Below are 21987 nucleotides of genomic sequence, written 5' to 3' on the forward strand. Positions count from 1 at the left end.
CGGGGAGGTGTCAATTATGAATATCACGGTGATATGGTGTCATTCTGAACAAGCTAACACCTGTTCAGTTTATTACAAGAAACTGCGAATTTAAGAAACAGTTCTTGCCAACAGTACGGGACAAGTAGCGTTTACCCGTACATAGTCAGATAGGGAAGAACCCAATAGTCGGTCAAGATCTACAAAACTCTTGGCTATGGATGGACGGCGGTCTGGCGAACCAAGCAATAAAAGGTCAGCGTTTAGTTCCTGTGCTAGGCGGCAAATTTCCTCGCCTGGTTTACCACTGCTGGTGACACAACGCACAGGAATACCACGACTTTCAGCAGTAGCTACCGCATTACCCAAAACCGAGTTTCTTTCCGGTTTAATGTCAGTGATACCTGACACTTTTCCTCCCAGATCTGTAATAACGTTAGTTAGTATTAACTGTCCAGACTCAACGCCACTTAGCAAAAACAAAGCTAGTTGTAAACACTGGGATGAGGAAGGGGATCCATCCATAGCCACCATAACTCGTTTGATGCGTTTAACATATATATCATCCTTAACTAGCAACATAGGGCGAGAGGATAATTGAAACACATACTGACTAACAGAGTTAGACAGAATAGATTCTAGACGTTTAAGTCCCCGAGATCCCATAACAATTAGATCTACGCCGATTTCATCAGCTACTTGACAAACCACATCCTTGGGGTCGCCCTGACGCAAAATAGAAGAGACTTGGCTAGGGTCAAAATTGAGGGACTGAATAGCATTAGCGAGGATTTTACCACCCTCTTCCCATTTTTCCGTCATAGCTGCTGCGGTGCTTTGTGAAGGTACAACGTGCAGAACTGTAACCTTAGCAGATTGGATTGATGGTAGTTCCTTTAAGTTTTTCATCATTTCCTCTGCGTGTCCGAGTCCTGAGACAGCCAACAAAATTTTTTGAATCATTTTGTGAGAATTTTTCTGAAGGTTGATTAGGGTTTCCCTCTAAACTACAGACAAACCCACTCCCAATTTAGCCCAATAGACTGAGGCAAATTTGATGTTATTGATGATTTTTAACGAATTTGAGAATTGGACAAGACGGGTTGGCTGCTTGTTGCCATCAATTAGAAAAACGAAGTTTGACGATGTCATGACCTATCTTTCGTAGCCAACCTTACTTGATGGTAGGTAACTCTTTTTTATGGCGGAGTTATGCACGCTCACCCTACCTACCAAGATTGTTAAGGTCTGGGTAGGTTTGGGTGGACATTAATGAGCGGGAAGTGTCAAGGTTAGTTTTTTCCACCTTCGCGACTGGCAGTTTGAATGTAAAGAATTATTAAAAACACGGCAGGAACAAGCACGAACAAGATACTTGCTACAAACCCTAGGTCATTCACTTGCATGGCAAGATAGCCTCTCTCTAAATTGATTTTTGTTGACATACTCACTGACCCAGAAGGCCAGCGATTTTTGACAGTTCACAGCCACCTGCTACTCAAGTAGTCTTGCGATCGCTCCCTATCCGTTTTAGGTCGTGCCGATGTTCCGTAACGACCACTTCTACACTATACACTGATTCACTGAAAATGACAAGTTGCATAGGAAAAAACCTCCCTCCTTAGTTGGAGGTTAAGGTTTGGTAATCACACTTACCGGCCCATTAACTAGAGTTTGACAAGCAAGACGGTAAGTATCTGGGGAGTTCTTAAATTTTTGCTTTTCCACATCCGTGCGCGATGACAGATTCTCCAGTCCTTCAGTAACTTCCACAATGCAAGTGGCACATTGTCCGTAACCACCACAATTGGTCATTTTACCCCACAACTTATAGATGTCAATTCCATTCTCCAGTGCTTTGAGTCGGAGGTTGGCTCCATCCGCTGCTATTACTTCCTTGTTTTCTTTGATGAATCTAATGTTCCCCATGGCTGTTAGCTGTTAATTGTGACCCGTCACTGGTTAATCTCATTCCTTATGGAAAAGTTTGAGGACAGGGATTACCTGTCCGTATTGAGGACCGATTAATTTACCTGAAGCCCACAGCAGCTTGCCAAACAAAAGCAAGCAGCAAGAAAAATACAGGGATAACCGGGAGTACATCTACCAAAGGCCCGAAGGTTTGGTAAGCTTCGGGCAGTTTTGCTAATAAAATTACTGCTTCCATGTTTGTTTAAATCCAATTAATCCGACACAGCTTTTATACTTGGGAATTATCCTATCATGGTTTGGTTATGGTTTAAAAATCTTCTGGTTGATCCTTAAGAAATTGAAGTCCCACTTTAATCTTAACAGAAAGGATACATTCAGGAGAAACTTCCTGCAATTTGAGTTATTATTGGTATTCTGAGATTCTGCATCTTCCTACTATGCTAAATCCTAATCTGGATGAAATCCAGTTAACGAAAGACGACTACGAAAGATACTCTCGCCATTTAATCTTGCCAGAAGTAGGCTTAGAAGGACAAAAACGCCTAAAGGCTGCCAGCGTGTTATGTATTGGCACAGGTGGACTTGGTTCACCACTGCTATTATACTTATCAGCAGCAGGGGTGGGACGTATCGGTATTGTTGATTTTGACGTAGTTGATTTCTCTAACTTACAACGTCAAGTCATCCACGGCACATCTTGGGTGGGTAAACCCAAAATTGCATCGGCAAAAGACCGCATTCATGAAATTAACCCCTATTGTCAAGTTGACCTATATGAAACTCGGTTAAGTTCAGAAAATGCTATTGACATACTTAGTCCCTACGACGTGATTGTGGATGGGACTGATAACTTCCCCACCCGGTATCTAGTTAATGATGCTTGTGTATTGTTAAACAAACCCAATGTTTACGGATCAATTTTCCGTTTTGAAGGACAAGCAACAGTATTTAACTACCAAGGTGGTCCTAACTATCGGGATCTATATCCTGAACCCCCGCCACCGGGTATGGTTCCTTCCTGTGCAGAAGGTGGTGTATTGGGGATTTTACCGGGAATTATCGGTGTAATTCAGGCTACGGAAACAGTAAAGATTATTATTGGTAAGGGGACTACCCTTAGTGGGCGTTTAGTGCTCTATAACGCTTTGGATATGAAGTTCCGAGAGTTGAAGCTGCGTCCTAACCCTGTCCGTCCAGTAATAGACAAACTCGTTGATTACGAAGAATTTTGTGGTATTCCCCAAGCTAGAGCAGCGGAAGCGCAACAGCAAATGGAAACCCAGGAAATGACTGTCAAGGAGTTAAAGACTCTCATAGACAGTGATTCTCAGGATTTTATCCTATTAGATGTGCGTAATCCTAATGAATATGAAATTGCCAGGATTCCTGGTTCTGTGTTAATACCCCTACCAGAAATTGAAAATGGTGATGGTGTAGCAAGGGTCAAAGAATTACTTAATGGACACAGTTTAATCGCCCATTGTAAGATGGGTGGACGCTCTGCCAAAGCTCTGGCCATTCTCAAAGCAGCAGGTATATCAGGAACTAATGTCAAGGGTGGTATTAATGCTTGGAGTCAGGAGGTAGACCCCTCCGTACCACAGTATTAGTTTTACTGTATTTATTATGGAGGTGGCGATCGCCCGCAGATAAATTCACCCTTTTGTAAACGAGCGATCGCCCCTTTGGAGATTTCTTGGGTCACTTTCCATTTTGGGATATCAAGATTTCATGAGTATATACAAATCTAAGTTGAGCGTTTTGTGGAAACAGGTTTGGGCTTTAGCAGGGGTACAAGGGGCAATTACACTTTCCTGGTTAGTCTATAACACCTATCTACCACAACTGTTAATTCAGTTCGGGTTTCCATCATCCTTGGCACCTTTAATTTTAATTATTGAAAATGCCTTAGCTGTAATTATGGAACCGCTAATGGGTGCACTTTCTGACCAGTCTCAACGAAAATTTGCCACTCGTTTTCCTCTTATCTCCCTTGGGGTAATTTTGTCCTCCACCCTGTTAATTGCCATACCATGTATGGTAACTTTTGTCTCCCCTTCCCAAGTCTTCCGTGGACTTTTGCCCCTAACCCTGATAGCTTGGTCTCTCACAATGACCATTTTTCGTTCCCCAGCACTTTCTTTGTTGATCAAGTATTCCATGCCATCTGAATTGCCTTTGGCAGTTAGTTTTATCACCTTTGCTGGGGGTGTGGTCGGTGCTTTTCGTGGTGTTGCTCATCAGTTTATTCTTAGCTTGGGTGCCATTTGGTCCTTTGCGATCGCATCCTTTGTACTTTTAGGCACTGGTCTGGTTTTAAGGTTTTTCCACCCACCAGAAATACCCACGTTGCCCAAAAACTTCCCATCTCCAACAATACCCTTTTATAATCTATCCTTCATTTTCCTAACCGGTTTTACCATGTCCTGGGGATCTCGTTTGCTTATGGATAGCTTGGGCAAAACTCTCAAAACCCAATTATCCCCTGATAGGGTTACCATAACCATGCTATCCTTTGGTTTAACCCTGGCTTTAGCATCCTTACCTGCTGGATTTTGTGCTAGTAGGTTTGGTAATCGTCCAATTATGATACTAGGAATTATCGTCACTATTATATCGGTTTCAACCATGATAATTTTCCCAGTGCCAACACCCTTTATAATCCTCTTAATAGTGTCCTTAATAGTCGGTTTTAGCTTGATAACAAATGGCATAATTCCATTTATTCTACAGTCAACTCCTCCCCGCTGGTCAGGATTAGGAATTGGCACTTATTTTGGTGGATTTTCTTTGGCCATGAGTCTTTTTGGCTCCTTCTTTTCTCCAGCCATTACTCCTTTCATAGCTGGTATAAGCGCAGCCCTAGCGTTTTCCGCCAGTAGTATATGTATTTTTTCCACTAAAATAGAATATAACCGACCTTAAAGGTGAAAGTGCCAACATTGCCACCATGTTCAGATAGCGCTAAAATCTTCTCAAGGTTTTTTGTCAAAAATTACTAATCGCACCTTTTCTGGTTAGAATAGTATAATTGTTCTGATCAAAAAAAACAAAGCTACCTTAACGCATCTTTGTTAAATCCTATATTTAGAGACTCTAATGGCAACTAACACAGCGGATACTGGCAAACAAAAAGCACTGAGTATGGTGCTAAACCAAATTGAGCGCAGTTTTGGTAAAGGAGCAATTATGCGTTTGGGTGATGCTACCCGAATGCGAGTGGAAACCATTTCTACCGGGGCACTAACCCTAGATTTGGCTTTGGGTGGTGGTTTACCCAAAGGGAGAGTCATAGAAATCTATGGACCAGAAAGTTCCGGTAAAACCACTGTGGCCCTCCACGCAATTGCGGAAGTGCAAAGAAATGGAGGTATAGCAGCTTTCGTGGATGCAGAACACGCTCTGGATCCTACCTATGCAGGTGCATTGGGTGTGGATATTGAAAACCTGCTGGTTTCGCAACCAGATACTGGTGAAGCTGGTTTGGAAATAGTTGATCAGTTAGTACGCTCCGCCGCAGTTGATATAGTAGTAATTGACTCTGTAGCTGCCCTAGTACCTCGCGCTGAAATAGAAGGGGATATGGGTGATGCCCACGTGGGTTTACAAGCTCGATTGATGAGTCAGGCTCTACGTAAAATTACCGGTAATATTGGTAAATCCGGTTGCACAGTTATTTTTATTAACCAATTACGCCAAAAAATAGGAGTTACCTATGGTAGTCCGGAAACTACCACAGGTGGTAACGCCCTGAAATTTTATGCTTCTGTAAGGTTAGATATCCGCCGAATTCAAACACTGAAAAAAGGTTCCGATGAATTTGGTAATCGGGTTAAGGTTAAGGTAGCAAAAAATAAAGTTGCACCACCCTTTAGAATAGCTGAATTTGACATTATCTTTGGTAAGGGGATTTCAACCCTGGGTTGTTTGGTAGACCTAGCAGAAGAAACAGGTGTGCTAATTAGAAAAGGTGCATGGTATAGTCATAACGGAGAGAATATTTCCCAGGGTAGAGATAATGCCATCAAATACTTGGAAGAGAAATCTGATTTTGCCGAAAAAATTAAAGAGCAGGTACGTGCTAAACTAGATCAGGGGGCGGTAGTTTCCGCCAATTCTGTGGCTAAGTCCACTGAAGAGGAAGTAGAGGAGGAAATGGAAGAAGAGGAATAAACGTGGCCCGGGAGATGGCTCAATGTTAGAATTGTACTGTTTCAAATTCAAAGGTGGTAATCAGACTGTCGTCAACATAAACTTCTATCTTGTGTTGACCAAGAGGATCGCCAGGAGATATTTGCCAGTAGTTTTCAATCACACCATCTTTCGCCATTTGGGTGCGCCTTGTAATTGCTGTGGTACCATCCGCTCCCAGGGAGAAGTTATGTTTTTTATCCTGTGTAATCCATGTTTCTGGAGCTTTTGGTAAACGCAATACCTCCCGCCATTTTACTTGACCTCGATAATTTTCCAGGGTAATTCGCCAACCATAAACATCACCCCTCTTTAGTGGTATCCTGGTTGTAGGGAAAAAATTAACCTTACCCTGACCATCAACTATTCTCACTCCGAACTCTGATTTTAAGACGGGAATTGATTGGTTGTTAGGTAAGGGAAAAATTTCTGGAGGTTCTGGAGGTAATTGTGCCACAACTCTATTATTGAACTCCAAACCCCCTAAATCAACTCCCAAGGTCAACCACAGAAAAGCTAGGCAAAACTTGACTGATGTGAACTTCATAACCTTTTCTTGCTAGATAATTGTATTTGTAGAACTAGCCAATAATTCTATAATTGTCAGCCATAATCCGGTTTCTGTCTGTCAGCACAGGACCAATAAAAACCTATTATCGCAAACCCATTAACAATGTCTTTTTTTCGTGAAGATGAATTCCTGAACAATTTGGGCAATCAAGTTCTAACAGCTACCAGGTCGAAATTCCCTCAATTGTCTGATGACCAAATAGCTTTAACCTGGGTTGTTTACGACCCTCCTGTTATTGTCAACACGGGTGGCGCTTTGACCCCCGATGCTTTTTGGCATCATCCAGTCCGAGGTTTTAGTTATCGTGGTGGAGAGCGGGTCTATCCCGCTAGTATAGTAAAATTGTTCTACATGGTGGCAGCCCATGAGTGGTTGGAACGGGGAATGACTAGCACCTCTAAGGAGTTGGAAAGAGCTCTCAATGATATGATTGTGGATTCTAGTAATGATGCTACTAGCTTGATAGTTGACATTCTTACCGGAACCACCTCTGGTCCAGAATTGCCCACTGAGCCTTTTGCTACTTGGAAGTATCAAAGACAAATTATTAACCGTTATTATCAGTCCCTGGGGTGGCAAGAAATGATGAGTATTAACGTTTGTCAAAAAACCTGGGGTGATGGTCCCTATGGGAGAGAAAGAGCTTTTTACGGGGAAATGTTTGAAAATAGAAATATGTTAACCACTGATGCGACTGCTCAGTTGTTGCACAGTATTGTGGGTGGTGTAGCAGTTTCTAGTCAGCGTTCTCAGCAAATGCTGACCCTACTCAAGCGGGAAATTGGTACTGATGAATTATTAAAAGATTTAGAAGAAGATCAAGTTACAGGTTTCTTAGGAAGTGGCTTGCCTCAAAATAGCCAAATCTGGTCAAAAGCGGGTTGGACTTCTTCTGTACGCCATGATGCTGCCTATATTGAGTTACCCAATTACCATCCTTATCTTTTGGTAGTTTTTACAGAAGGGAAGGAAAACGCTAAAAATCGGGAAATTCTGCCTTTTATCTCCGCTGAGATTGCTCACACCATGACCAAGTTGTGACTTGTTGTTCATGATTTATGAAAATTTTGTCCGGCGATAGATTTCTTTCATGGGAATTTCCACGTTTATACTGTGGAAGATAACTGATTGCTCAATTTGGTCATAAATTTCCAGTTGCCAAACATTGTTTTTTTCCCCATGTTGTTTAGAGTATTGTTCAACGTATAGTTCATCCTGAGCAACTAGTACGTATTCGATAAAACTGGGAAGGGAGCGATATTTTCTAAATTTGTCTCCCCTGTCATACTTTTCTGTGGAAGGAGACAGAACCTCGATAATTAATAGGGGGTTGAGAACTTCATCCGTGCGATTATGATTGAATTCCGGACTACCACCAATTACAAATATATCAGCGTAGGTTCCATGATTTAAGCTGGGGATCCAGATTCTTAAATCGCTATTATAAGTCTCAAAACTGCTATCTCTAAGAGCAAGGTTCAAAAAGGTAGTTATATCTACAGTAATACGACTATGAACTTCCGAACCTCCTGGCATAATAATTATCCTTCCATCTGCGTACTCATGACGTTCTTGCTCAGTTTCCTCCATCCTTCTGTACTCATCTGGAGTTAGGGGGATTTCAACATCATTCCTAGGAATTGCGATCGCTCGATTATTAGGACTATCACTGTAAATAACCATTAATTGACCTCAGCAAGTTCTAGTTTCTTGACAAGACTCACCATGACAAGGATTTACCTCTATAGAAACATGAGAAATAGTAGGAATATCTCTAAGTAACATTTTATAGTATTCTGGCGTTTTTGGATCATGGGTAACTAGGGAAATCATAGCTGCTAAATGATGCTGTCCAACATACCAAATATGTATATCCGTCACACGATTGTCCGAATTTTCCTCAATGGCGTTGACAATGGCCAACCTTATTTGTTTATCACCAGACCCATCCAATAAAATCAAACCGGTATCTTGTAGCAAACCGTAAGACCATTGACTAATTACTCCTGCACCCACCAGTCCCATTGCTGCATCCATCCATACCCAACCTAAAAATTTACCAGCAAATAAGGCAATAATGGCAAATACAGAAGTCAAAGCATCAGCTAAAACGTGAAAATAGGCAGCACGTAAATTATGATCCTGCTGGTGTTCATGATGATGTTCGTGATCATGGTGATCTTGCAATAAAAAGGCGCTGACTATATTGACAAATAGGCCAATAACAGCTATTGTTATAGCCTCATTGAACTGAATTCCCGTGGGTGTAAAAAATCGCTGCAGCGATTCAATCCCCATGAAAAGGGCAATAATTCCCAAGACTACAGCACTAGTAAATCCAGCTAGGACGCTAACCTTACCAGTGCCAAAAGTATATTTAGGATTGTTGGCGTTATTGCGTGCGTATTGATAGGCAAAGACAGTAATACCAAAAGCTGCAACGTGGGTAGCCATGTGCCAACCATCAGCTAGTAAGGCCATGGAACCAAAAATGGTCCCTGCTGCAATTTCCGCTATCATAGTTAATGCGGTTAGCACCATAACAATTTTGGTACTTTTCTCAGCTTGATGCTGGTTACTAGAAAAATCGTGGGAATGTTGCCATTCTTCCAAAGTATGAATATGCACAGGTTTTTGACACTCCTTGTTTATTATAGAATGGATCGAGGGAAGAGACCCATGCGGGCGTTGGGTTTCACACAAAAAACGCTTGCAAACGTAGTTGCCAGCTAATTCGTTAATAATCTTTTGAAAAGTGCGATCGCACAGCCCTGGATCTTCCACAGCAAAAGCGGGATAGCTGATTATACTTAACAATCATGATTAATTTTATTGCCCCGTTCCCAGATACCATAATCAGGAGTGCGATAGGCCCTACCCACATAGTAAACTAGATTTTGAACAAAGTTCACTTCATCCAAAGTGAAAATAATTGACAGACCAGATGCAGTCATCTGTGCCAGAATCAATAAATATATGGATGTGGCATCCAGTTGTAAATGTCCCCATTCATCATCACCAACTACGATATCACCAGTGGTTGTGTTGTATTTGGCGTTGACGGTTGACCGATGACAGATCTTGTAATGGTTATTGGTTAGTCTCCTAATCTAAAATCTGAAATCTTTTGTTTCTTAATGTATGCTGAAAACGATATCATATAAGGCATCACTTCAGACATCACAGATTGAACGCGCCATGAAAGTAGAAACTATTCGCACAACGTTAACCATACCGAAAGAATTGCTAGAAGCAACTGATAAAGCAGTGTTAGAAGGCAAAGCTAAAAATCGCAATGACTTTGTGGTGCGAGCTCTGAAAAGAGAACTAGCAGCACAAAAACGAGCTGAAATTGATGCCGCTTTAGCGGAAATGACTAGAGACCCAGATTATCAAACGGAAGTTTTAAGGATGGAGGTGGAATTTGCTACGGCGCAATGGGAAGCGTTGCGGCTAGGGGAATCTCCACGATGAGAAGGGGTGAAGTTTATGATGCGCGTCTTGAAATGACTGAAGGTTCTGAACAGGGAGGAACCCGTCCAGTAATTATTGTGAGTCGTGACGTGATTAATCTATCTAGTCCGGTTGTTTTAGCAGTACCATGTACTACCTATCAAACGGGCAAGCGGGTTTATCCCACCCAGGTTTTGATTTTAGCACCAGATGGTGGTCTCAGGAAAGATTCGGTCGCAATGGCAGATCAGGTGCGGGTTTTATCGAAAACGCGCTTTTTGCGATTACGTGGTGTGCTTTCTGAGGTGGTTATGGCCCATCTGGCCCAGGCTTTATTAATTGCTTTGGATTTACCAGGAGAAAATAGTAGTTAATATAGTTAATATAGTTAATAACCGGGATTTCTCAAAAAGAAAAAAGGGGAGAAATTTCAGTAATGTCCTGCTAGTATATTGCTGATCTATTGGAAAAAAATAATGACTAAGATTTACACTAAGGACTTCAAAATTAATTGTGTCCCAAAACGACGGACATGGCAGAATATAGCCCAAGAAATCATGAAACTTCCCTTACCGGGAATTCCCATTCGAGTCATTTTAACATCAGCTCAGGATGACACGCTTTCGTTTGAATGCAGTTTTATTGCCATAGAAAAAAAATTAACTTGGCCATCTCTATTAGAAATTAACGTTCGTAAACGAGTTTCAAATCAGCCTTTTGTTGCAGTTAGTATTGTTCCAACGGGAGTTAGGGCAGAAATTGGAGGCTTTGCGGGAGATGCTACTCCTAGCACTAACTTATTAGCTGCTGCTTGTGACTATGTTATAACAAATCCTAACGCAGTAACCGCTTCTGATGTGTATTTTGCTAAGGATAATGTTCTTTACTTGGAAGGTAATTTGATTTGCCAGCTACTCCTAGGAAATATTGGTATTATTCCAGAGAAGCGCACCAATATCGCGGCAATTATAGAAAAACCCCGAGACGAAAGATTTTTAAATAATGTTTTGAATGCTCTCAATGGTTTACGTGCTGTTGGTGGTATTAACATTGATCCCGTGATAGTAACGGGGGGAGCCATTGAAACCAAATGTACCTACTCCCAGTACGGTAATGCTTCGGGAGAGTTCAAAGGAATTGAAGAGTTAATAAAAGCTTTAGATGTAATAGAAAACTCATCCGCTAGAGCGGTAGCTTTGATAAGCACTTTATTAGTAGATGATCAAGTTCGTCAAGCCTACTACAAGGGAGAATCTATCCCCAATCCCTGGGGCGGTGCAGAAGCAATTCTTACTCATACAGTTACTAATTTTTATCCTTTTACTGCTGCCCACGCTCCTCTTCTATTAGAGTGGGAACATACAGGATTCGGTAAATTAGTAGACCCTAGAGATGGAGCGGAATTAATTTCTAGCGCTTACGTATGTTCGCCCTTAAGTGGATTAATAAATTCTCCACGTCCAGTTAGCTTTGACACCCCAATAGCGCCCGGTGAAACCAGAATATCCGTAGAAAATATTTCAGCATTAGTTATGCCTGAAACAACTGTAGGGAATATTCCTTTCTTTGCTGGTTTAGATCAAGGTGTTCCAATTATTCTAGTCAAAGATAATACAACTCAATATAAAATTACCCCAGAACTATTGCAAATCCCCGAAACTGAAAACAGAAAGATTTATCGTGTCCGTAGCTATATGGAAGCAGCAGGATTATTGCTGGCTTTACGAAATGGTATTTTACCGGAGAGTACAACTCGTCCAATTCCACAACTTAAGCCAATTTTCATCTAAAACTACCTATGGATCGGAATCAATCACCTTCTACCTATGAGTTTATCTCCTCTCATAATTGTGATGTCAGAGTAAATCTTTATACTCCTGCTCATCAAGGAATTGGTAAAAATATGGATCATCTGTCAGAAATTTACCAGTACGATGTTACTTTTCTAACGAGATCTCGCACGGAAAACATAGAAAAATATTTTTCCGAGTTGTATGGGACAAAGCATACTTTCTGGCTAACTGGAGGAGGTACTCAAGGAGTATTAACAGCCTGCGCCTTGTTGGGTACTTTTAATAAAAGGGTGGCAATTGCTATTAATAGCCATATTTCCACTATTAGTGGCATTGTTTTAGCCGGGCTAGATCCCCATTTTATTGCGTCTAAATCCCTTATGCCAACAGCTAGCGAAGTGATTGCTTTCTTAGAAGTTAGTGGCGTATCGGCCTTATTGTTAACCAACCCGAGCTATGAGGGGGTAACAATTGACTTAGCTGAAATTGCTCATTATTGTCGCCAAAATGATATTGCTTTAGTGGTAGATGAATCCCATGGAAGTCATTTCCCCTTTCTGGGAAAACAATGGCAATCGGCGATAACTTTTGGTGCGGATATAGTTACCCATAGTCTACACAAATATGTAGGAGGTTTAGTCCAAACAGCTTTATTGCATTTACCTAAATGTTCCCGGTTTAGTGTAGAACAAATGATGGGGAGTTTGGCATTATTTGAAACCACAACCCGGAGTAATTTGTTAATGTTAAGTATTGAGGATGCGATTAATCATGGTTATTCAGAATCTGGACAGGCGTTATTTAAACAAGTAATCTATGAGTGCAATCAAGTCCGGCATCAACTTGATAATTATGGTCGAGTTTTAACCTATGATCCTCAAGTTAGGGATCCTTTTAAAATTTATTTACAAAGTGATCGTGCCACGGGAGAAGAGTTGGCAAAACTGTTGTATGAAGAGGGTATAGATGGAGAGTTTTCTAATGGAGAAGGATTACTATTAATTTTCTCCTTTCGTCACACTTCAAAAGACTTTGAACTCGTTAAAGAGTCCTTTGCCAAACTCGTACCAATTCTTAAAAAGAAGGAAGTTAGGAATGTTTTACCACCTAATTACTCCAGTCGTCATCCTCAGATCAAAATTTTGCCCAAGGATGCTTTCTTTAGTCCAAAAGAAAAGTTGCCAATTGAGCAAGCATTGGGTAGGATTAGTAGCTGCTCTATTCTCAAAGTTCCGCCGGGAATTGCTGTTTTAATACCGGGTGAAGAAATTACAAACTGGCATCTGCAACATTTAACATCTGATCATTGCGTGGAAGTTATTCACTAGTTTTATGATACAATTGCAAGAACAACAAAAAAAATCACCTTGGCTACCAATAGGTAGTATATCATTAGCTGTTTTGACTTTTGCTTTTACACCAATACTGATTCGGACATGCCAGGAAGAAATAGGACCAGTTTCCACCATATTCAACCGCTATTGGATAGCAGCAATGATTTTGCTATTATGGAATATTTTGAAAAATCCACGACAACTTCTGATGAAAAATCAAAATCTATTCAGTCAGATGAGTCAGCAAAAGTTATGCTCCATTTGTAATAAAACGGTATTTCTATTGTTATTGTCAGGTTTTTTTCTAGCAACCACCACAGTTTTGTGGTCTTGGTCGCTTGTGCATACTGGTGTGGCCAACTCAGCATTACTGCATAATTTATCCGTATTTTTTACCGGAATAGTCGAATGGTTTTTCTTCAAAAAATACTTCAATAAGCACTTCATCATAGGTGGTGTGATAGCTGGGGGGGGAATAATTATATTAGGGTTAAATGACCTCAAGTTTGAGGTGGGACAAATCCAAGGAGATCTGGTCAGTTTATTTTCCAGTCTCGCATTTTGCGGATTTTTAATGACTGTGGAAAGAGTCAGAATTAAGGTTAGTAGTGTAACTACAATGTTGTGGTGTTATGGGCTAGGAATTATCCTGACACTACCCATAGCCTTAATCAATGGTGAGCAATTATTTCCCCTATCATGGCATGGGTGGTATGGTCCTGTGGTTTTAGGAATTAATGCTGTTGTCGTTAACTTTTTAGAAATCTATAGTCTCCAGCAGTTATCTGCATCTTTCGTTACCCTAGTTTTCTTAATAGATCCAATTTTGACAGGGATCCTTTCCTGGTGGATATTTGGAGAAACATTGTCTTGGCTCAATTTTGTTGCATTTACCGTGATTTTGTTCGGTCTGTATTTGGCAATATCATTCGATATTGGACAATTAACCATTTCCGAACATGCCGTCATGGCTAACGAAATCTCTGATGCTTAATTTAGACTCATTAAGTGAGAAACACAGGTGAAAATATAGGAGTAGAAACACTGTGCAATCTTTAAATATACGAAAAAGTTATGATGTAGTAGTTGCTGGCGGCGGACATAATGGACTCATTGCCGCTTGTTATATTGCCAAAGCAGGTCGCTCTGTTTTGGTGTTAGAACAGCAAGATAAAGTAGGGGGGACAGCTGTTTCAGAACAACTATTTCCTGGTATTGAAGCTCAACTTTCAGTTTATGCTTATCTTGTGGGAATGTTACCCCAAAAAATAGTCTCTGATCTCAACTTAGATTTTCAATTCAGACAAAGAGATCCAGCTTCCTTTAGTCCCTTTGAAAAAAATGGAAAACATCAAGGTTTGTTGATTAGTAATAGTTCGCAGAGCATCACGAAAAATTCCTTTGAGCAACTGACGGGAAATTTGAATGAATATGATAGTTATTGCAAATTTCATCGACTGCAAAAATATTTGGGCAAGCATATTTGGCCATCTTTGCTAGAACCAATGCAGACCAGAGAAGAAATTAAAAATCGCTTTCAGACGGAAGAGGAAAAATTAGCTTGGAAATTATTTATCGAGCAACCTTTAGGAGTGGCAATCGAAGAGTTCTTTGACAGTGATTTGGTTAGAGGTTTAGTATTAACTGATGGAGTAATTGGTACCTTTGCCCATCCCCACGATCCCTCATTGCAACAAAATCGGACATTTCTTTATCATCTCATTGCCAACGGTTCGGGAGATTGGTGTGTCCCAGTTGGAGGGATGGGAAAATTAACACAACAACTTGTTACCCAATGCCAAAAATTTGGTGTGGATATCTTAAACTGTGCTGAAGTTATTAAAATCAACCCAGATCCTGAGCAAGCAATCGTTCAATTTCAATACAATAATCAGGAAAGCTATGTCAGGGGAAACTATATTTTAGCCAACATCGCACCAAAAAAACTCTCACAATTATTGCCTGGCTATGAGGTTGTTAACGACCCTAAAGATGTAGGTTCTTTTGTCAAAATTAACATGGTTCTAAGCAAACTACCTCGACCGAGGGCAAATTACGATTCTGTGCAAGCATTTACTGGAACCTTTCATATCAATGAAGGCTATCAAAACATTATCCACAGCTACAACATGGCAATTCAAGGAGTAATCCCAGAACAACCACCTGGAGAGTTTTATTGTCATAGCCTAACAGATAATTCTATTCTATCCCCACTCCTGAAGGCAAAAGGCTATCAAACCTTAACTTTATTTGGTTTAGAAATGCCTTACACGTTATTTATTCCAGATAATGAAACAAATAAAAAGAAAGTGTTGGCACTTTATCTAAAAGCGGTTAATCAATATTTATTAGACCCGATAGAAGATTGTATTGCCCGGGATGAAAATGGCGATTTTTGTGTTGATATTACCACTCCAGTAGATGTGGAAAGGAAAATGGGTATTCCCACAGGTCACGTATTTCATCAAGCTCTCTCATGGCCTTTTGTAGAAAGTGAAGAAGAACGTGGAATGTGGGGTGTAGAAATTGGTTTCGATAACATATTTTTATGCGGTTCCGGCGCTAAACGGGGAGGATGCGTAAGTGGAATCCCTGGTCACAATGCAGCTATGAAAATACTCGGGTACTGAATAGCTCTCAATTTATTGCCCATATACCCACATTTTTCAACATTTATAAGACCTTTATCATGTAAAGGTCTTATAGCTTTAAACTGTAACCGTTTTCAACCCTGTCGGATGTAGCTGTAGCCAAGAAAGCCTATCTAGTAATCAACGTCGTTTGGCTGTACTGCGGTTCATTTCTCGGTTTTCTTCCTCTCGACGACGGCGATCGCGCCAATCAGCTAAGGTTAAATAAACTACACCGCCTGTAACCCCCACTAACAAAATTAGGGCAACTACAGCTAAAATATTCAGTAATGAACTCTCCACAGTTACCCTACAGTCCGTTACGTCCCCAAACGACCATGGCAATGGACCATGTAAAGACGACCATTAGCGATACCCAACCTAGTGTCAAAATCATAGTTCTACTTTTTAAAAACAAACCACACTTTCTTATTTTATCAGAAATTCGGTGGCAAAACTCTTTGCTGTTGGCAAAGCTTTCTGCTATACCGGAAATGTCAGCGTTATGGCAAGTGGTAGAAAATTGCCATTTAGGAAAGTTAAAGTGGAATTTAATCAACAACTTTTGAAACACTACTGGAAACGTCACTTAGAGTCAGAACACCAACAGCTACATTTATTCAGTTCTGTGCACATTTTTGAAAGTTTACCATCAACAAATCAAATGGCGTGGCAATTGTTGAGTCAAGGGGAAAAACGGGGATGTGTAGTGATTGCCCAACAGCAAACTGCGGGAAAGGGACAGTGGGGAAGACAATGGCTATCTCCCCAAGGCGGATTATATATTTCCCTGGGCATACCTTTACAACTGGAAGTTGCCAATGGGTATCAACTAACTTTAGCCAGTGCTTGGGGAATTGCATCCCAGTTAAAAAATTGTGGCGTGGAAGCAAGAATAAAGTGGCCAAATGATTTAGTATTAAATCGTCGTAAACTGGGAGGCATTTTAACAGAAACTAAAGTTAAACAAGGACAAATTACCCAGGTGGTCATTGGCGTAGGTGTCAACTGGAAAAATCCCGTGCCAGAAACAGGTATTAACCTACATTCTTGGCAAAACGAGAATTTGTGGCCAATTTCTGGACTGGAAATGCTTGCTGCTCAGGTTTTACTGGGAATACAGTCCGGTCTGGATTGTTTACAAGACGAAGGAATAAGCATTGTTTTGTCCCGTTATCTGGATTTACTTATCAATTTGGGTGATCAAGTATGTGTCAATATCCCATTTTCAGGTAAAAATGAGGATAATTTAGTTGAAACTAGTGTTTTAGCTACCGTGGTCGGGGTTACACCCCAAGGTCATTTGCGCCTACAAACATCCGGTAATAGAGAGGAACTCATCCAAGGAGAAATTTCTCTTGAACCAGGTACAATCAGTTTGGGTTACACTCAATTCTCTGTTTAGTTGTTTTTAATCTGTCCATACTATTTTAAACTTACCCACAAATAAGGAAAAAATGCCCTATTCCCATAAATCTACTAAAAAGCAAAGACAGTATAATCAAGACTTAACAGCCAAACGCTTTGCTTCTACAGTACCTGCTCAAACTTTATCCTGGTTGAGCAGTATTAGCCTACTAAGTGGGGGTTTTGTATTTGCCCAAACCGAATTGCCAGTAGATAATATTGTCTCTACAGTGGAAGTTTCTCAACCAACTACATTGGGAGACAAGGGGCAAAATGGTCAGGTATCCCTACCCGTGGAATCCAAGGTGACGGAATTGAAAACTGGTGTGCAAACCCAGGGGAAGAATTCAGAAGTTAACTCAAATCTTGAAAGTGTTGCAACAGAGGGGAATTCTGAATCTAGGTCAGAAAGTTCTCCAACTTCAGTAATCTTGAAAGTTCCCGCACTTCCGGTCCTAAAGTCCCAACCTGAAACATTGCCTACTAGTACTCAACCCATCCCAGAAACATCCACACTAGTAATTCCAGTGACTAGTCAACCCAATAATAGTGACAACGGGAATACAGGTAAGGATTATAATAGCACTCAAATTGATCCCACGGAATATAACGGAAATAGTACCGTTAAATATGATGCACCTAGTTCCGTGGAAGTTACAGGAAGAACTCAAGATTGTAAAGCGGTAATCTCCCAGCCAGGGAAATCTGTTGGCACTTGTGGTGGCAAAAATCCCACTAATCCATCCGTAGCAAACTCTACCCAAAAGTCAGCACCTACTTGGCTAAAGAAAAGTGCAGCTGTGAATTTAGGTAAAAGCCCGCTTAAAACAGTACCCAATGAAAATGCACTAAGCACTAATAATAGCAGTCCCAGGCCCCAAGGTCAGAAGTCTGAGGAGGTTGTCAATTCCTTAGCTGCTACTGTGAATAATTCCCAAAATTGGCACAGTCTAGGATCCAATTCCAGTAGTCGTCATACCAGCGCGGGGGGTTATATGGGAAGAATTTCCACAAAGACTAGCTATAATCGACCTCGCGACCCCAGAGAATTTTCCTCTAACACAACGGTGACCCCAATTACTCCCAGTTTTGGCACCCTACCACCACCAATGATAGAAGGAAAGGTGGCACCCCGTCCCAGTAAGGTTGCTTATGATTTTGACCTAGCATCGGTTTTACCACAAGTCCCTTATATTAGTTCCTTTGCTGATAATGGTACTAATTCCGGTAGTGTCTCTGGTATTACATACCCATTATCATTTGCAGCGCCTATTACCTCCCTATTTGGTTGGAGAACACATCCTATCACAGGCGATCGCCGTTTCCATGCTGGGATGGACATTGCTGCACCCACAGGAACACCAATTTTAGCAGCAGAGAAGGGACAAGTAGAGATGGCTGATTGGATGGGTGGTTATGGTTTAGCAGTAACCATTAATCATGACCAGAGACAACAAACCCTTTACGGTCACATGTCAGAAATTTTAGTGCGTCCTGGACAATGGGTAGAGCCAGGAATGATCATCGGTCGTGTGGGTAGTACAGGCAACTCCACGGGTCCCCACCTTCATTTTGAGGTTCGTCACCTGACTGCCAATGGCTGGGTTGCTGTGGATCCTAGTATGCAGTTACAGGCCGGAATGAATAGTCTTTATAATAGAGTTGCCTATAACTACAACTCCCAAAGCAAACAACTACGATAAAGCTATTTCTAAAATGGTACAAGCCTAGACATAACCATGTTCCATTAAAAACGCTGGTGTGATTTCCTCTGAAGTTTGATGTTCTTGGTGTGACATAGAAAGGAAATTTTCTACGTATTTACCGAGAATATCAGCTTCCAGATTCACCCAACTGCCCGGGACTAAACAGTTAAGATTAGTTTCTGAGTATGTGACTGGAATTACAGCCACAGTGAACTGGTAGTGTTCAGGTTGATATCTGGCCACCGTGAGACTAATGCCATTAATAGCGATGCTACCTTTGGGGACAATATAGCGAGCTATGTCAGGTGGTGCAATAAAGGTCATTTCCCAAGAGCTGGCTGTTTGTGCTGAGGAAACTAACTCACCAATTCCATCCACATGACCCATAACAAAGTGACCCCCTACCTTACCCCCCACGCGCAGGGAGGTTTCCAAATTCACATATCTACTTTGAACCTCCTTTGTGCCTAAAGTTGTTCGCTGTAGGGTTTCCGGTGAAGCAGTAGCAATAAAGCCTTCCTGGAGAAGTTCTTCTACTGTTAGACATACACCATCTACGGATACACTATCACCATAACTTAAATCTTTCATAATTGTACCTGTAGGACTTTCTAACGAATTAATAAGTGTAATCTGCCATAAATCTCCTGATAAAGGTTTAATCCTACCTAATCCTTGAATCAAGCCTGTAAACATAATTAACCTGCCAAATTAACTCTAATTGTGTCACAATCTGCGGTTTTGAGGAGAAAAAAGCAATAATTGCCCATCAAAATCTTCAAAACTTCTTCAATCTTCCAGACGCTTCCAGACAATTGATCAAATTTTCCCAACCGATTAAAATTCACACATTCCCATCAATCTCAAGGCATACTTGATTAAGATAATAATTGTGGAGGAGCATAATTTGGCCTAGGTCATTAGCAACAATAAAGTCTAGATAAAGTCCAGATGGTCTGGGTTTTATCCAGCAGTCTAATACAAGTCATTATAGAGAAGAAAAACCTTATGTTTACTTCTGTCTCACACAACTGGCTCAAGGGTAATTTTTACCACTTAGCACTCACGCTAGACAAGGATTTTAGAGGGTTAGCCAATGATTGAAATGAGAGTCGCTGGTATAGCATTAGATGCCATAACCCGCAGTCCGATCGTACTCCTGAAAGATAGTTCAGATCGTCGAGCTTTACCAATCTACATTGGTCAAGAGCAAGCTAGAGCTATCATGGGTGCTATGGAGCATCAAAAACCACCCAGACCTTTAACTCATGACCTCATGGTCAATATTTTGGAAGTGTGGGATATGACCCTAGAAAAGGTCATTATTCATTCTTTACAAAAGGATACTTTCTATGCAGCTTTAATTGTTCAGCAAGGTGATGTGAAAAAGGAGATTGATTCTCGTCCCAGTGATGCGATCGCCATTGCTTTACGTACCAATTCGCCTATTTGGGTGATGGAAGAAGTGGTGGCGGATGCTTCTATTCCTGTGAACCGTGATGCTGACGAAGCTGAACAACAAGCATTTCGGGAATTTGTTTCCAATCTTCGTCCGGAGGATTTAATTAAACGATTTGGCAATAGTGATGGTTAAGGTGTTCACTGACCATTTTTAATCATGCTTCTTCTACAGCCATTTCTATAGTGGAACTACTCTCTAAATTTAGGTCATGAAATACCGTCGTTTTGGTAAAACTAATTTAGACTTATCCGTGTTTTCCTTGGGGACAATGCGGTGTATAACTGATGTGGAAATTTTCCATCACACTATAGAAAAGGCTTTAGAATGGGGAATCAATCATTTAGAGACTGCTAGGGGTTACGGTAAAAGTGAGGAGTATTTAGGTAGGGCTATTAAAACAGGTTTATCAGTACCCCGAGGTCAATTTTATATTACAACTAAAATCCCTCCTTGTGCAGATAACAGCACTATGGAGCGACATATTGATGAGTCTTTACAAAAACTAAATGTTGATTATTTAGATGCTTTGGGTATTCATGGCTTAAATACAGAGCAGCATTGGAAATGGGTAAAGTCTAATAATGGCTGTATGAAAGCTATACAGAAAGCAATAGAAGATGGTAGAGTTAAACATGTTGGGTTTTCTACCCATGGTAGTTTAAAGATTATTTTGGATGCCATTAATACAGATTATTTTGAGTTTGTGAATTTGCATTATTATTATTTTTTCCAGCGCAACAATTTAGCGGTTACAGTAGCAGCAGAAAAAGATATGGGTGTATTTATTATTTCTCCTGCAGATAAGGGTGGGAGACTGTATACGCCATCGGATAAATTAAAGGAACTGTGTCAACCCTTCACCCCTCTGGAATTGAACTATCGGTTTTTGTTGAGTGATTCGCGAATTACTACCCTAAGTGTAGGTGCTGGAAATCCAGAGGAATTAACTTTACCCTTGGCAGTTTCTGATAATACTAGTAATTTAACACCAGCAGAGGTCAAAGTTTTTAAAAACTTAGAAAACTACCAAACCCAAATTTTGGGAACTGATAAATGTAGTCAGTGTTATGATTGTTTACCCTGTCCGGAAAATATCAACATCCCCGAGATATTAAGGTTACGAAATTTATCGGTTGCCTACAATATGATTGATTATGGCAAGTATCGTTATGGAATGTTGGAAAATGCTGGTCATTGGTTTTCTGGAATGAGAGGAAACCGCTGTACAGAATGTGGTGATTGCCTACCCAAATGTCCCGAGAGTTTAGACATTCCCCATTTGTTACAAAATGCCCATGAAACATTAAATGGCAAAAGCAGCAGAAGGTTATGGGATTAAGCGCTTGCAGCAACACCCTTTCCATCAGTTTTTTCGATTATAGATTTGTGGAAAATTGTGCGATCGCATATTTTTGCATATCTTTGCATATAAATTAATTATTATCTTAGCTTACAAACTTGTCTACACACATATAAAATACCTCCAGGAGGCGAAAACCCCCACCATATATAGGAAAATCCCTAATTGG

25 protein-coding genes are annotated in these 21987 nt (G+C 40.7%); 14 read left to right on the forward strand and 11 right to left on the reverse strand.

Going from position 1 to position 21987, the window contains the following annotated elements; all coding sequences use genetic code 11:
- Positions 1-90: 90 nt before the first annotated feature.
- The 4 genes from ASL19_RS10525 to ASL19_RS16820 all read right to left on the reverse strand — a co-directional run bounded on the left by ASL19_RS10525 (position 91) and on the right by ASL19_RS16820 (position 2146).
- Positions 91-942: a universal stress protein gene (locus ASL19_RS10525; RefSeq protein ID WP_057178308.1), complete on the reverse strand. Its 852-nt coding sequence runs from the start codon at positions 940-942 to the stop codon at positions 91-93.
- A gap of 329 nt (positions 943-1271) precedes the next feature.
- Positions 1272-1385, reverse strand: coding sequence for a photosystem II reaction center protein PsbM (gene psbM, locus ASL19_RS16815; RefSeq protein WP_071985120.1), 114 nt, complete (start codon positions 1383-1385; stop codon positions 1272-1274).
- Positions 1386-1611: 226 nt separating this feature from the next.
- A complete protein-coding gene (locus ASL19_RS10530; RefSeq protein WP_057178309.1) occupies positions 1612-1908 on the reverse strand; it encodes a 2Fe-2S iron-sulfur cluster-binding protein in 297 nt (98 codons plus the stop codon).
- 100 nt (positions 1909-2008) lie between these two features.
- Complete coding sequence (locus ASL19_RS16820) at positions 2009-2146, reverse strand: photosystem II reaction center protein K (RefSeq protein WP_006277007.1); 138 nt, start codon at positions 2144-2146, stop codon at positions 2009-2011.
- Positions 2147-2348: 202 nt separating this feature from the next.
- Here ASL19_RS16820 and moeB point away from each other — a divergent pair, with 202 nt between their 5' ends.
- The 3 genes from moeB (at position 2349) to recA (ending at position 6084) form a co-directional block, all read left to right on the forward strand.
- On the forward strand, positions 2349-3521 hold the full coding sequence (gene moeB / locus ASL19_RS10535; RefSeq protein WP_057178310.1) for a molybdopterin-synthase adenylyltransferase MoeB: 1173 nt from the start codon (positions 2349-2351) through the stop codon (positions 3519-3521).
- Between the two features lie 121 nt (positions 3522-3642).
- Entirely contained in the window at positions 3643-4836 is a 1194-nt protein-coding gene (locus ASL19_RS10540) for an MFS transporter (RefSeq protein ID WP_057178311.1), read from the forward strand.
- A gap of 174 nt (positions 4837-5010) precedes the next feature.
- The gene (gene recA / locus ASL19_RS10545; RefSeq protein WP_057178312.1) at positions 5011-6084 is read left to right on the forward strand and encodes a recombinase RecA; all 1074 of its coding nucleotides are present in this window, start codon (positions 5011-5013) and stop codon (positions 6082-6084) included.
- 25 nt (positions 6085-6109) lie between these two features.
- Here the strand turns inward: recA and ASL19_RS10550 are convergent, their stop codons facing one another.
- On the reverse strand, positions 6110-6649 hold the full coding sequence (locus tag ASL19_RS10550; protein WP_057178313.1) for a hypothetical protein: 540 nt from the start codon (positions 6647-6649) through the stop codon (positions 6110-6112).
- A 126-nt stretch (positions 6650-6775) separates the two neighbouring features.
- On the opposite strand from ASL19_RS10550, the gene ASL19_RS10555 reads away from it, so the two are divergent.
- Entirely contained in the window at positions 6776-7714 is a 939-nt protein-coding gene (locus ASL19_RS10555) for a serine hydrolase (protein WP_057178314.1), read from the forward strand.
- A 15-nt stretch (positions 7715-7729) separates the two neighbouring features.
- Here the strand turns inward: ASL19_RS10555 and ASL19_RS10560 are convergent, their stop codons facing one another.
- The 3 genes from ASL19_RS10560 to ASL19_RS18935 form a co-directional block, all read right to left on the reverse strand.
- The gene (locus ASL19_RS10560) at positions 7730-8356 is read right to left on the reverse strand and encodes a Uma2 family endonuclease (protein WP_057178315.1); all 627 of its coding nucleotides are present in this window, start codon (positions 8354-8356) and stop codon (positions 7730-7732) included.
- Positions 8357-8365: 9 nt separating this feature from the next.
- Positions 8366-9301, reverse strand: coding sequence for a CDF family Co(II)/Ni(II) efflux transporter DmeF (gene dmeF / locus ASL19_RS10565; protein ID WP_057178327.1), 936 nt, complete (start codon positions 9299-9301; stop codon positions 8366-8368).
- Positions 9302-9483: 182 nt separating this feature from the next.
- Positions 9484-9783: a glycoside hydrolase family 15 protein gene (locus tag ASL19_RS18935; protein WP_369814508.1), complete on the reverse strand. Its 300-nt coding sequence runs from the start codon at positions 9781-9783 to the stop codon at positions 9484-9486.
- Positions 9784-9871: 88 nt separating this feature from the next.
- On the opposite strand from ASL19_RS18935, the gene ASL19_RS10570 reads away from it, so the two are divergent.
- The 6 genes from ASL19_RS10570 to ASL19_RS10595 all read left to right on the forward strand — a co-directional run bounded on the left by ASL19_RS10570 (position 9872) and on the right by ASL19_RS10595 (position 15883).
- Positions 9872-10147, forward strand: a complete 276-nt coding sequence (locus ASL19_RS10570; RefSeq protein WP_057178316.1) for a ribbon-helix-helix domain-containing protein — start codon at positions 9872-9874, stop codon at positions 10145-10147.
- Positions 10144-10500 carry a type II toxin-antitoxin system PemK/MazF family toxin gene (locus ASL19_RS10575; protein WP_006277017.1) on the forward strand — a complete coding sequence of 119 codons (357 nt, stop codon included), beginning with the start codon at positions 10144-10146 and terminating at the stop codon, positions 10498-10500. Before ASL19_RS10570 ends, ASL19_RS10575 begins: the two co-directional genes overlap by 4 nt.
- A gap of 102 nt (positions 10501-10602) precedes the next feature.
- A complete protein-coding gene (locus ASL19_RS10580) occupies positions 10603-11916 on the forward strand; it encodes a DUF3326 domain-containing protein (protein WP_057178317.1) in 1314 nt (437 codons plus the stop codon).
- 8 nt (positions 11917-11924) lie between these two features.
- The gene (locus ASL19_RS10585) at positions 11925-13247 is read left to right on the forward strand and encodes a PLP-dependent transferase (protein WP_057178318.1); all 1323 of its coding nucleotides are present in this window, start codon (positions 11925-11927) and stop codon (positions 13245-13247) included.
- A 4-nt stretch (positions 13248-13251) separates the two neighbouring features.
- Positions 13252-14247 carry a DMT family transporter gene (locus ASL19_RS10590; RefSeq protein ID WP_057178319.1) on the forward strand — a complete coding sequence of 332 codons (996 nt, stop codon included), beginning with the start codon at positions 13252-13254 and terminating at the stop codon, positions 14245-14247.
- 52 nt (positions 14248-14299) lie between these two features.
- The gene (locus ASL19_RS10595) at positions 14300-15883 is read left to right on the forward strand and encodes an NAD(P)/FAD-dependent oxidoreductase (RefSeq protein WP_057178320.1); all 1584 of its coding nucleotides are present in this window, start codon (positions 14300-14302) and stop codon (positions 15881-15883) included.
- Positions 15884-16024: 141 nt separating this feature from the next.
- On the opposite strand, the gene ASL19_RS18275 is transcribed toward ASL19_RS10595, so the two are convergent.
- On the reverse strand, positions 16025-16186 hold the full coding sequence (locus ASL19_RS18275; protein ID WP_100060068.1) for a hypothetical protein: 162 nt from the start codon (positions 16184-16186) through the stop codon (positions 16025-16027).
- A gap of 7 nt (positions 16187-16193) precedes the next feature.
- Positions 16194-16280 (reverse strand): cytochrome b6-f complex subunit PetN, encoded by an 87-nt coding sequence (petN, locus tag ASL19_RS16830; protein ID WP_071985122.1) that lies wholly within the window; start codon positions 16278-16280, stop codon positions 16194-16196.
- Positions 16281-16427: 147 nt separating this feature from the next.
- Between petN and ASL19_RS10605 the strand changes: the two genes are divergently transcribed.
- Positions 16428-17288: a biotin--[acetyl-CoA-carboxylase] ligase gene (locus ASL19_RS10605; RefSeq protein WP_057178321.1), complete on the forward strand. Its 861-nt coding sequence runs from the start codon at positions 16428-16430 to the stop codon at positions 17286-17288.
- A 52-nt stretch (positions 17289-17340) separates the two neighbouring features.
- A complete protein-coding gene (locus tag ASL19_RS10610; protein WP_057178322.1) occupies positions 17341-18993 on the forward strand; it encodes a M23 family metallopeptidase in 1653 nt (550 codons plus the stop codon).
- A gap of 24 nt (positions 18994-19017) precedes the next feature.
- On the opposite strand, the gene ASL19_RS10615 is transcribed toward ASL19_RS10610, so the two are convergent.
- Positions 19018-19692 carry a riboflavin synthase gene (locus tag ASL19_RS10615; protein ID WP_057178323.1) on the reverse strand — a complete coding sequence of 225 codons (675 nt, stop codon included), beginning with the start codon at positions 19690-19692 and terminating at the stop codon, positions 19018-19020.
- Positions 19693-20092: 400 nt separating this feature from the next.
- Between ASL19_RS10615 and ASL19_RS10620 the strand changes: the two genes are divergently transcribed.
- Both ASL19_RS10620 and ASL19_RS10625 read left to right on the forward strand, forming a co-directional pair.
- Positions 20093-20590, forward strand: a complete 498-nt coding sequence (locus ASL19_RS10620; RefSeq protein ID WP_006277027.1) for a bifunctional nuclease family protein — start codon at positions 20093-20095, stop codon at positions 20588-20590.
- 76 nt (positions 20591-20666) lie between these two features.
- A complete protein-coding gene (locus tag ASL19_RS10625; protein WP_057178324.1) occupies positions 20667-21797 on the forward strand; it encodes an aldo/keto reductase in 1131 nt (376 codons plus the stop codon).
- Positions 21798-21987 lie beyond the last annotated feature (190 nt).

It is taken from the genome of Cylindrospermopsis sp. CR12, from assembly GCF_001432185.1.
Taxonomy (GTDB): domain Bacteria; phylum Cyanobacteriota; class Cyanobacteriia; order Cyanobacteriales; family Nostocaceae; genus Raphidiopsis; species Raphidiopsis raciborskii.

Coding starts and splice junctions, on each gene's coding strand:
- ASL19_RS10610 (WP_057178322.1), top strand. CDS start 17,341: ATGCCCTATTCCCATAAATCTACTAAAAAGCAAAGACAGTATAATCAA.
- ASL19_RS10555 (WP_057178314.1), top strand. CDS start 6,776: ATGTCTTTTTTTCGTGAAGATGAATTCCTGAACAATTTGGGCAATCAA.
- ASL19_RS10615 (WP_057178323.1), bottom strand. CDS start 19,692: ATGTTTACAGGCTTGATTCAAGGATTAGGTAGGATTAAACCTTTATCA.
- ASL19_RS10620 (WP_006277027.1), top strand. CDS start 20,093: ATGATTGAAATGAGAGTCGCTGGTATAGCATTAGATGCCATAACCCGC.
- ASL19_RS10530 (WP_057178309.1), bottom strand. CDS start 1,908: ATGGGGAACATTAGATTCATCAAAGAAAACAAGGAAGTAATAGCAGCG.
- ASL19_RS10590 (WP_057178319.1), top strand. CDS start 13,252: ATGATACAATTGCAAGAACAACAAAAAAAATCACCTTGGCTACCAATA.
- ASL19_RS10580 (WP_057178317.1), top strand. CDS start 10,603: ATGACTAAGATTTACACTAAGGACTTCAAAATTAATTGTGTCCCAAAA.
- petN (WP_071985122.1), bottom strand. CDS start 16,280: ATGATTTTGACACTAGGTTGGGTATCGCTAATGGTCGTCTTTACATGG.
- ASL19_RS10585 (WP_057178318.1), top strand. CDS start 11,925: ATGGATCGGAATCAATCACCTTCTACCTATGAGTTTATCTCCTCTCAT.
- ASL19_RS10550 (WP_057178313.1), bottom strand. CDS start 6,649: ATGAAGTTCACATCAGTCAAGTTTTGCCTAGCTTTTCTGTGGTTGACC.
- ASL19_RS10570 (WP_057178316.1), top strand. CDS start 9,872: ATGAAAGTAGAAACTATTCGCACAACGTTAACCATACCGAAAGAATTG.
- ASL19_RS16820 (WP_006277007.1), bottom strand. CDS start 2,146: ATGGAAGCAGTAATTTTATTAGCAAAACTGCCCGAAGCTTACCAAACC.
- moeB (WP_057178310.1), top strand. CDS start 2,349: ATGCTAAATCCTAATCTGGATGAAATCCAGTTAACGAAAGACGACTAC.
- ASL19_RS10560 (WP_057178315.1), bottom strand. CDS start 8,356: ATGGTTATTTACAGTGATAGTCCTAATAATCGAGCGATCGCAATTCCT.
- recA (WP_057178312.1), top strand. CDS start 5,011: ATGGCAACTAACACAGCGGATACTGGCAAACAAAAAGCACTGAGTATG.
- psbM (WP_071985120.1), bottom strand. CDS start 1,385: ATGCAAGTGAATGACCTAGGGTTTGTAGCAAGTATCTTGTTCGTGCTT.
- ASL19_RS10575 (WP_006277017.1), top strand. CDS start 10,144: ATGAGAAGGGGTGAAGTTTATGATGCGCGTCTTGAAATGACTGAAGGT.
- ASL19_RS10525 (WP_057178308.1), bottom strand. CDS start 942: ATGATTCAAAAAATTTTGTTGGCTGTCTCAGGACTCGGACACGCAGAG.
- ASL19_RS10540 (WP_057178311.1), top strand. CDS start 3,643: ATGAGTATATACAAATCTAAGTTGAGCGTTTTGTGGAAACAGGTTTGG.
- ASL19_RS10625 (WP_057178324.1), top strand. CDS start 20,667: ATGAAATACCGTCGTTTTGGTAAAACTAATTTAGACTTATCCGTGTTT.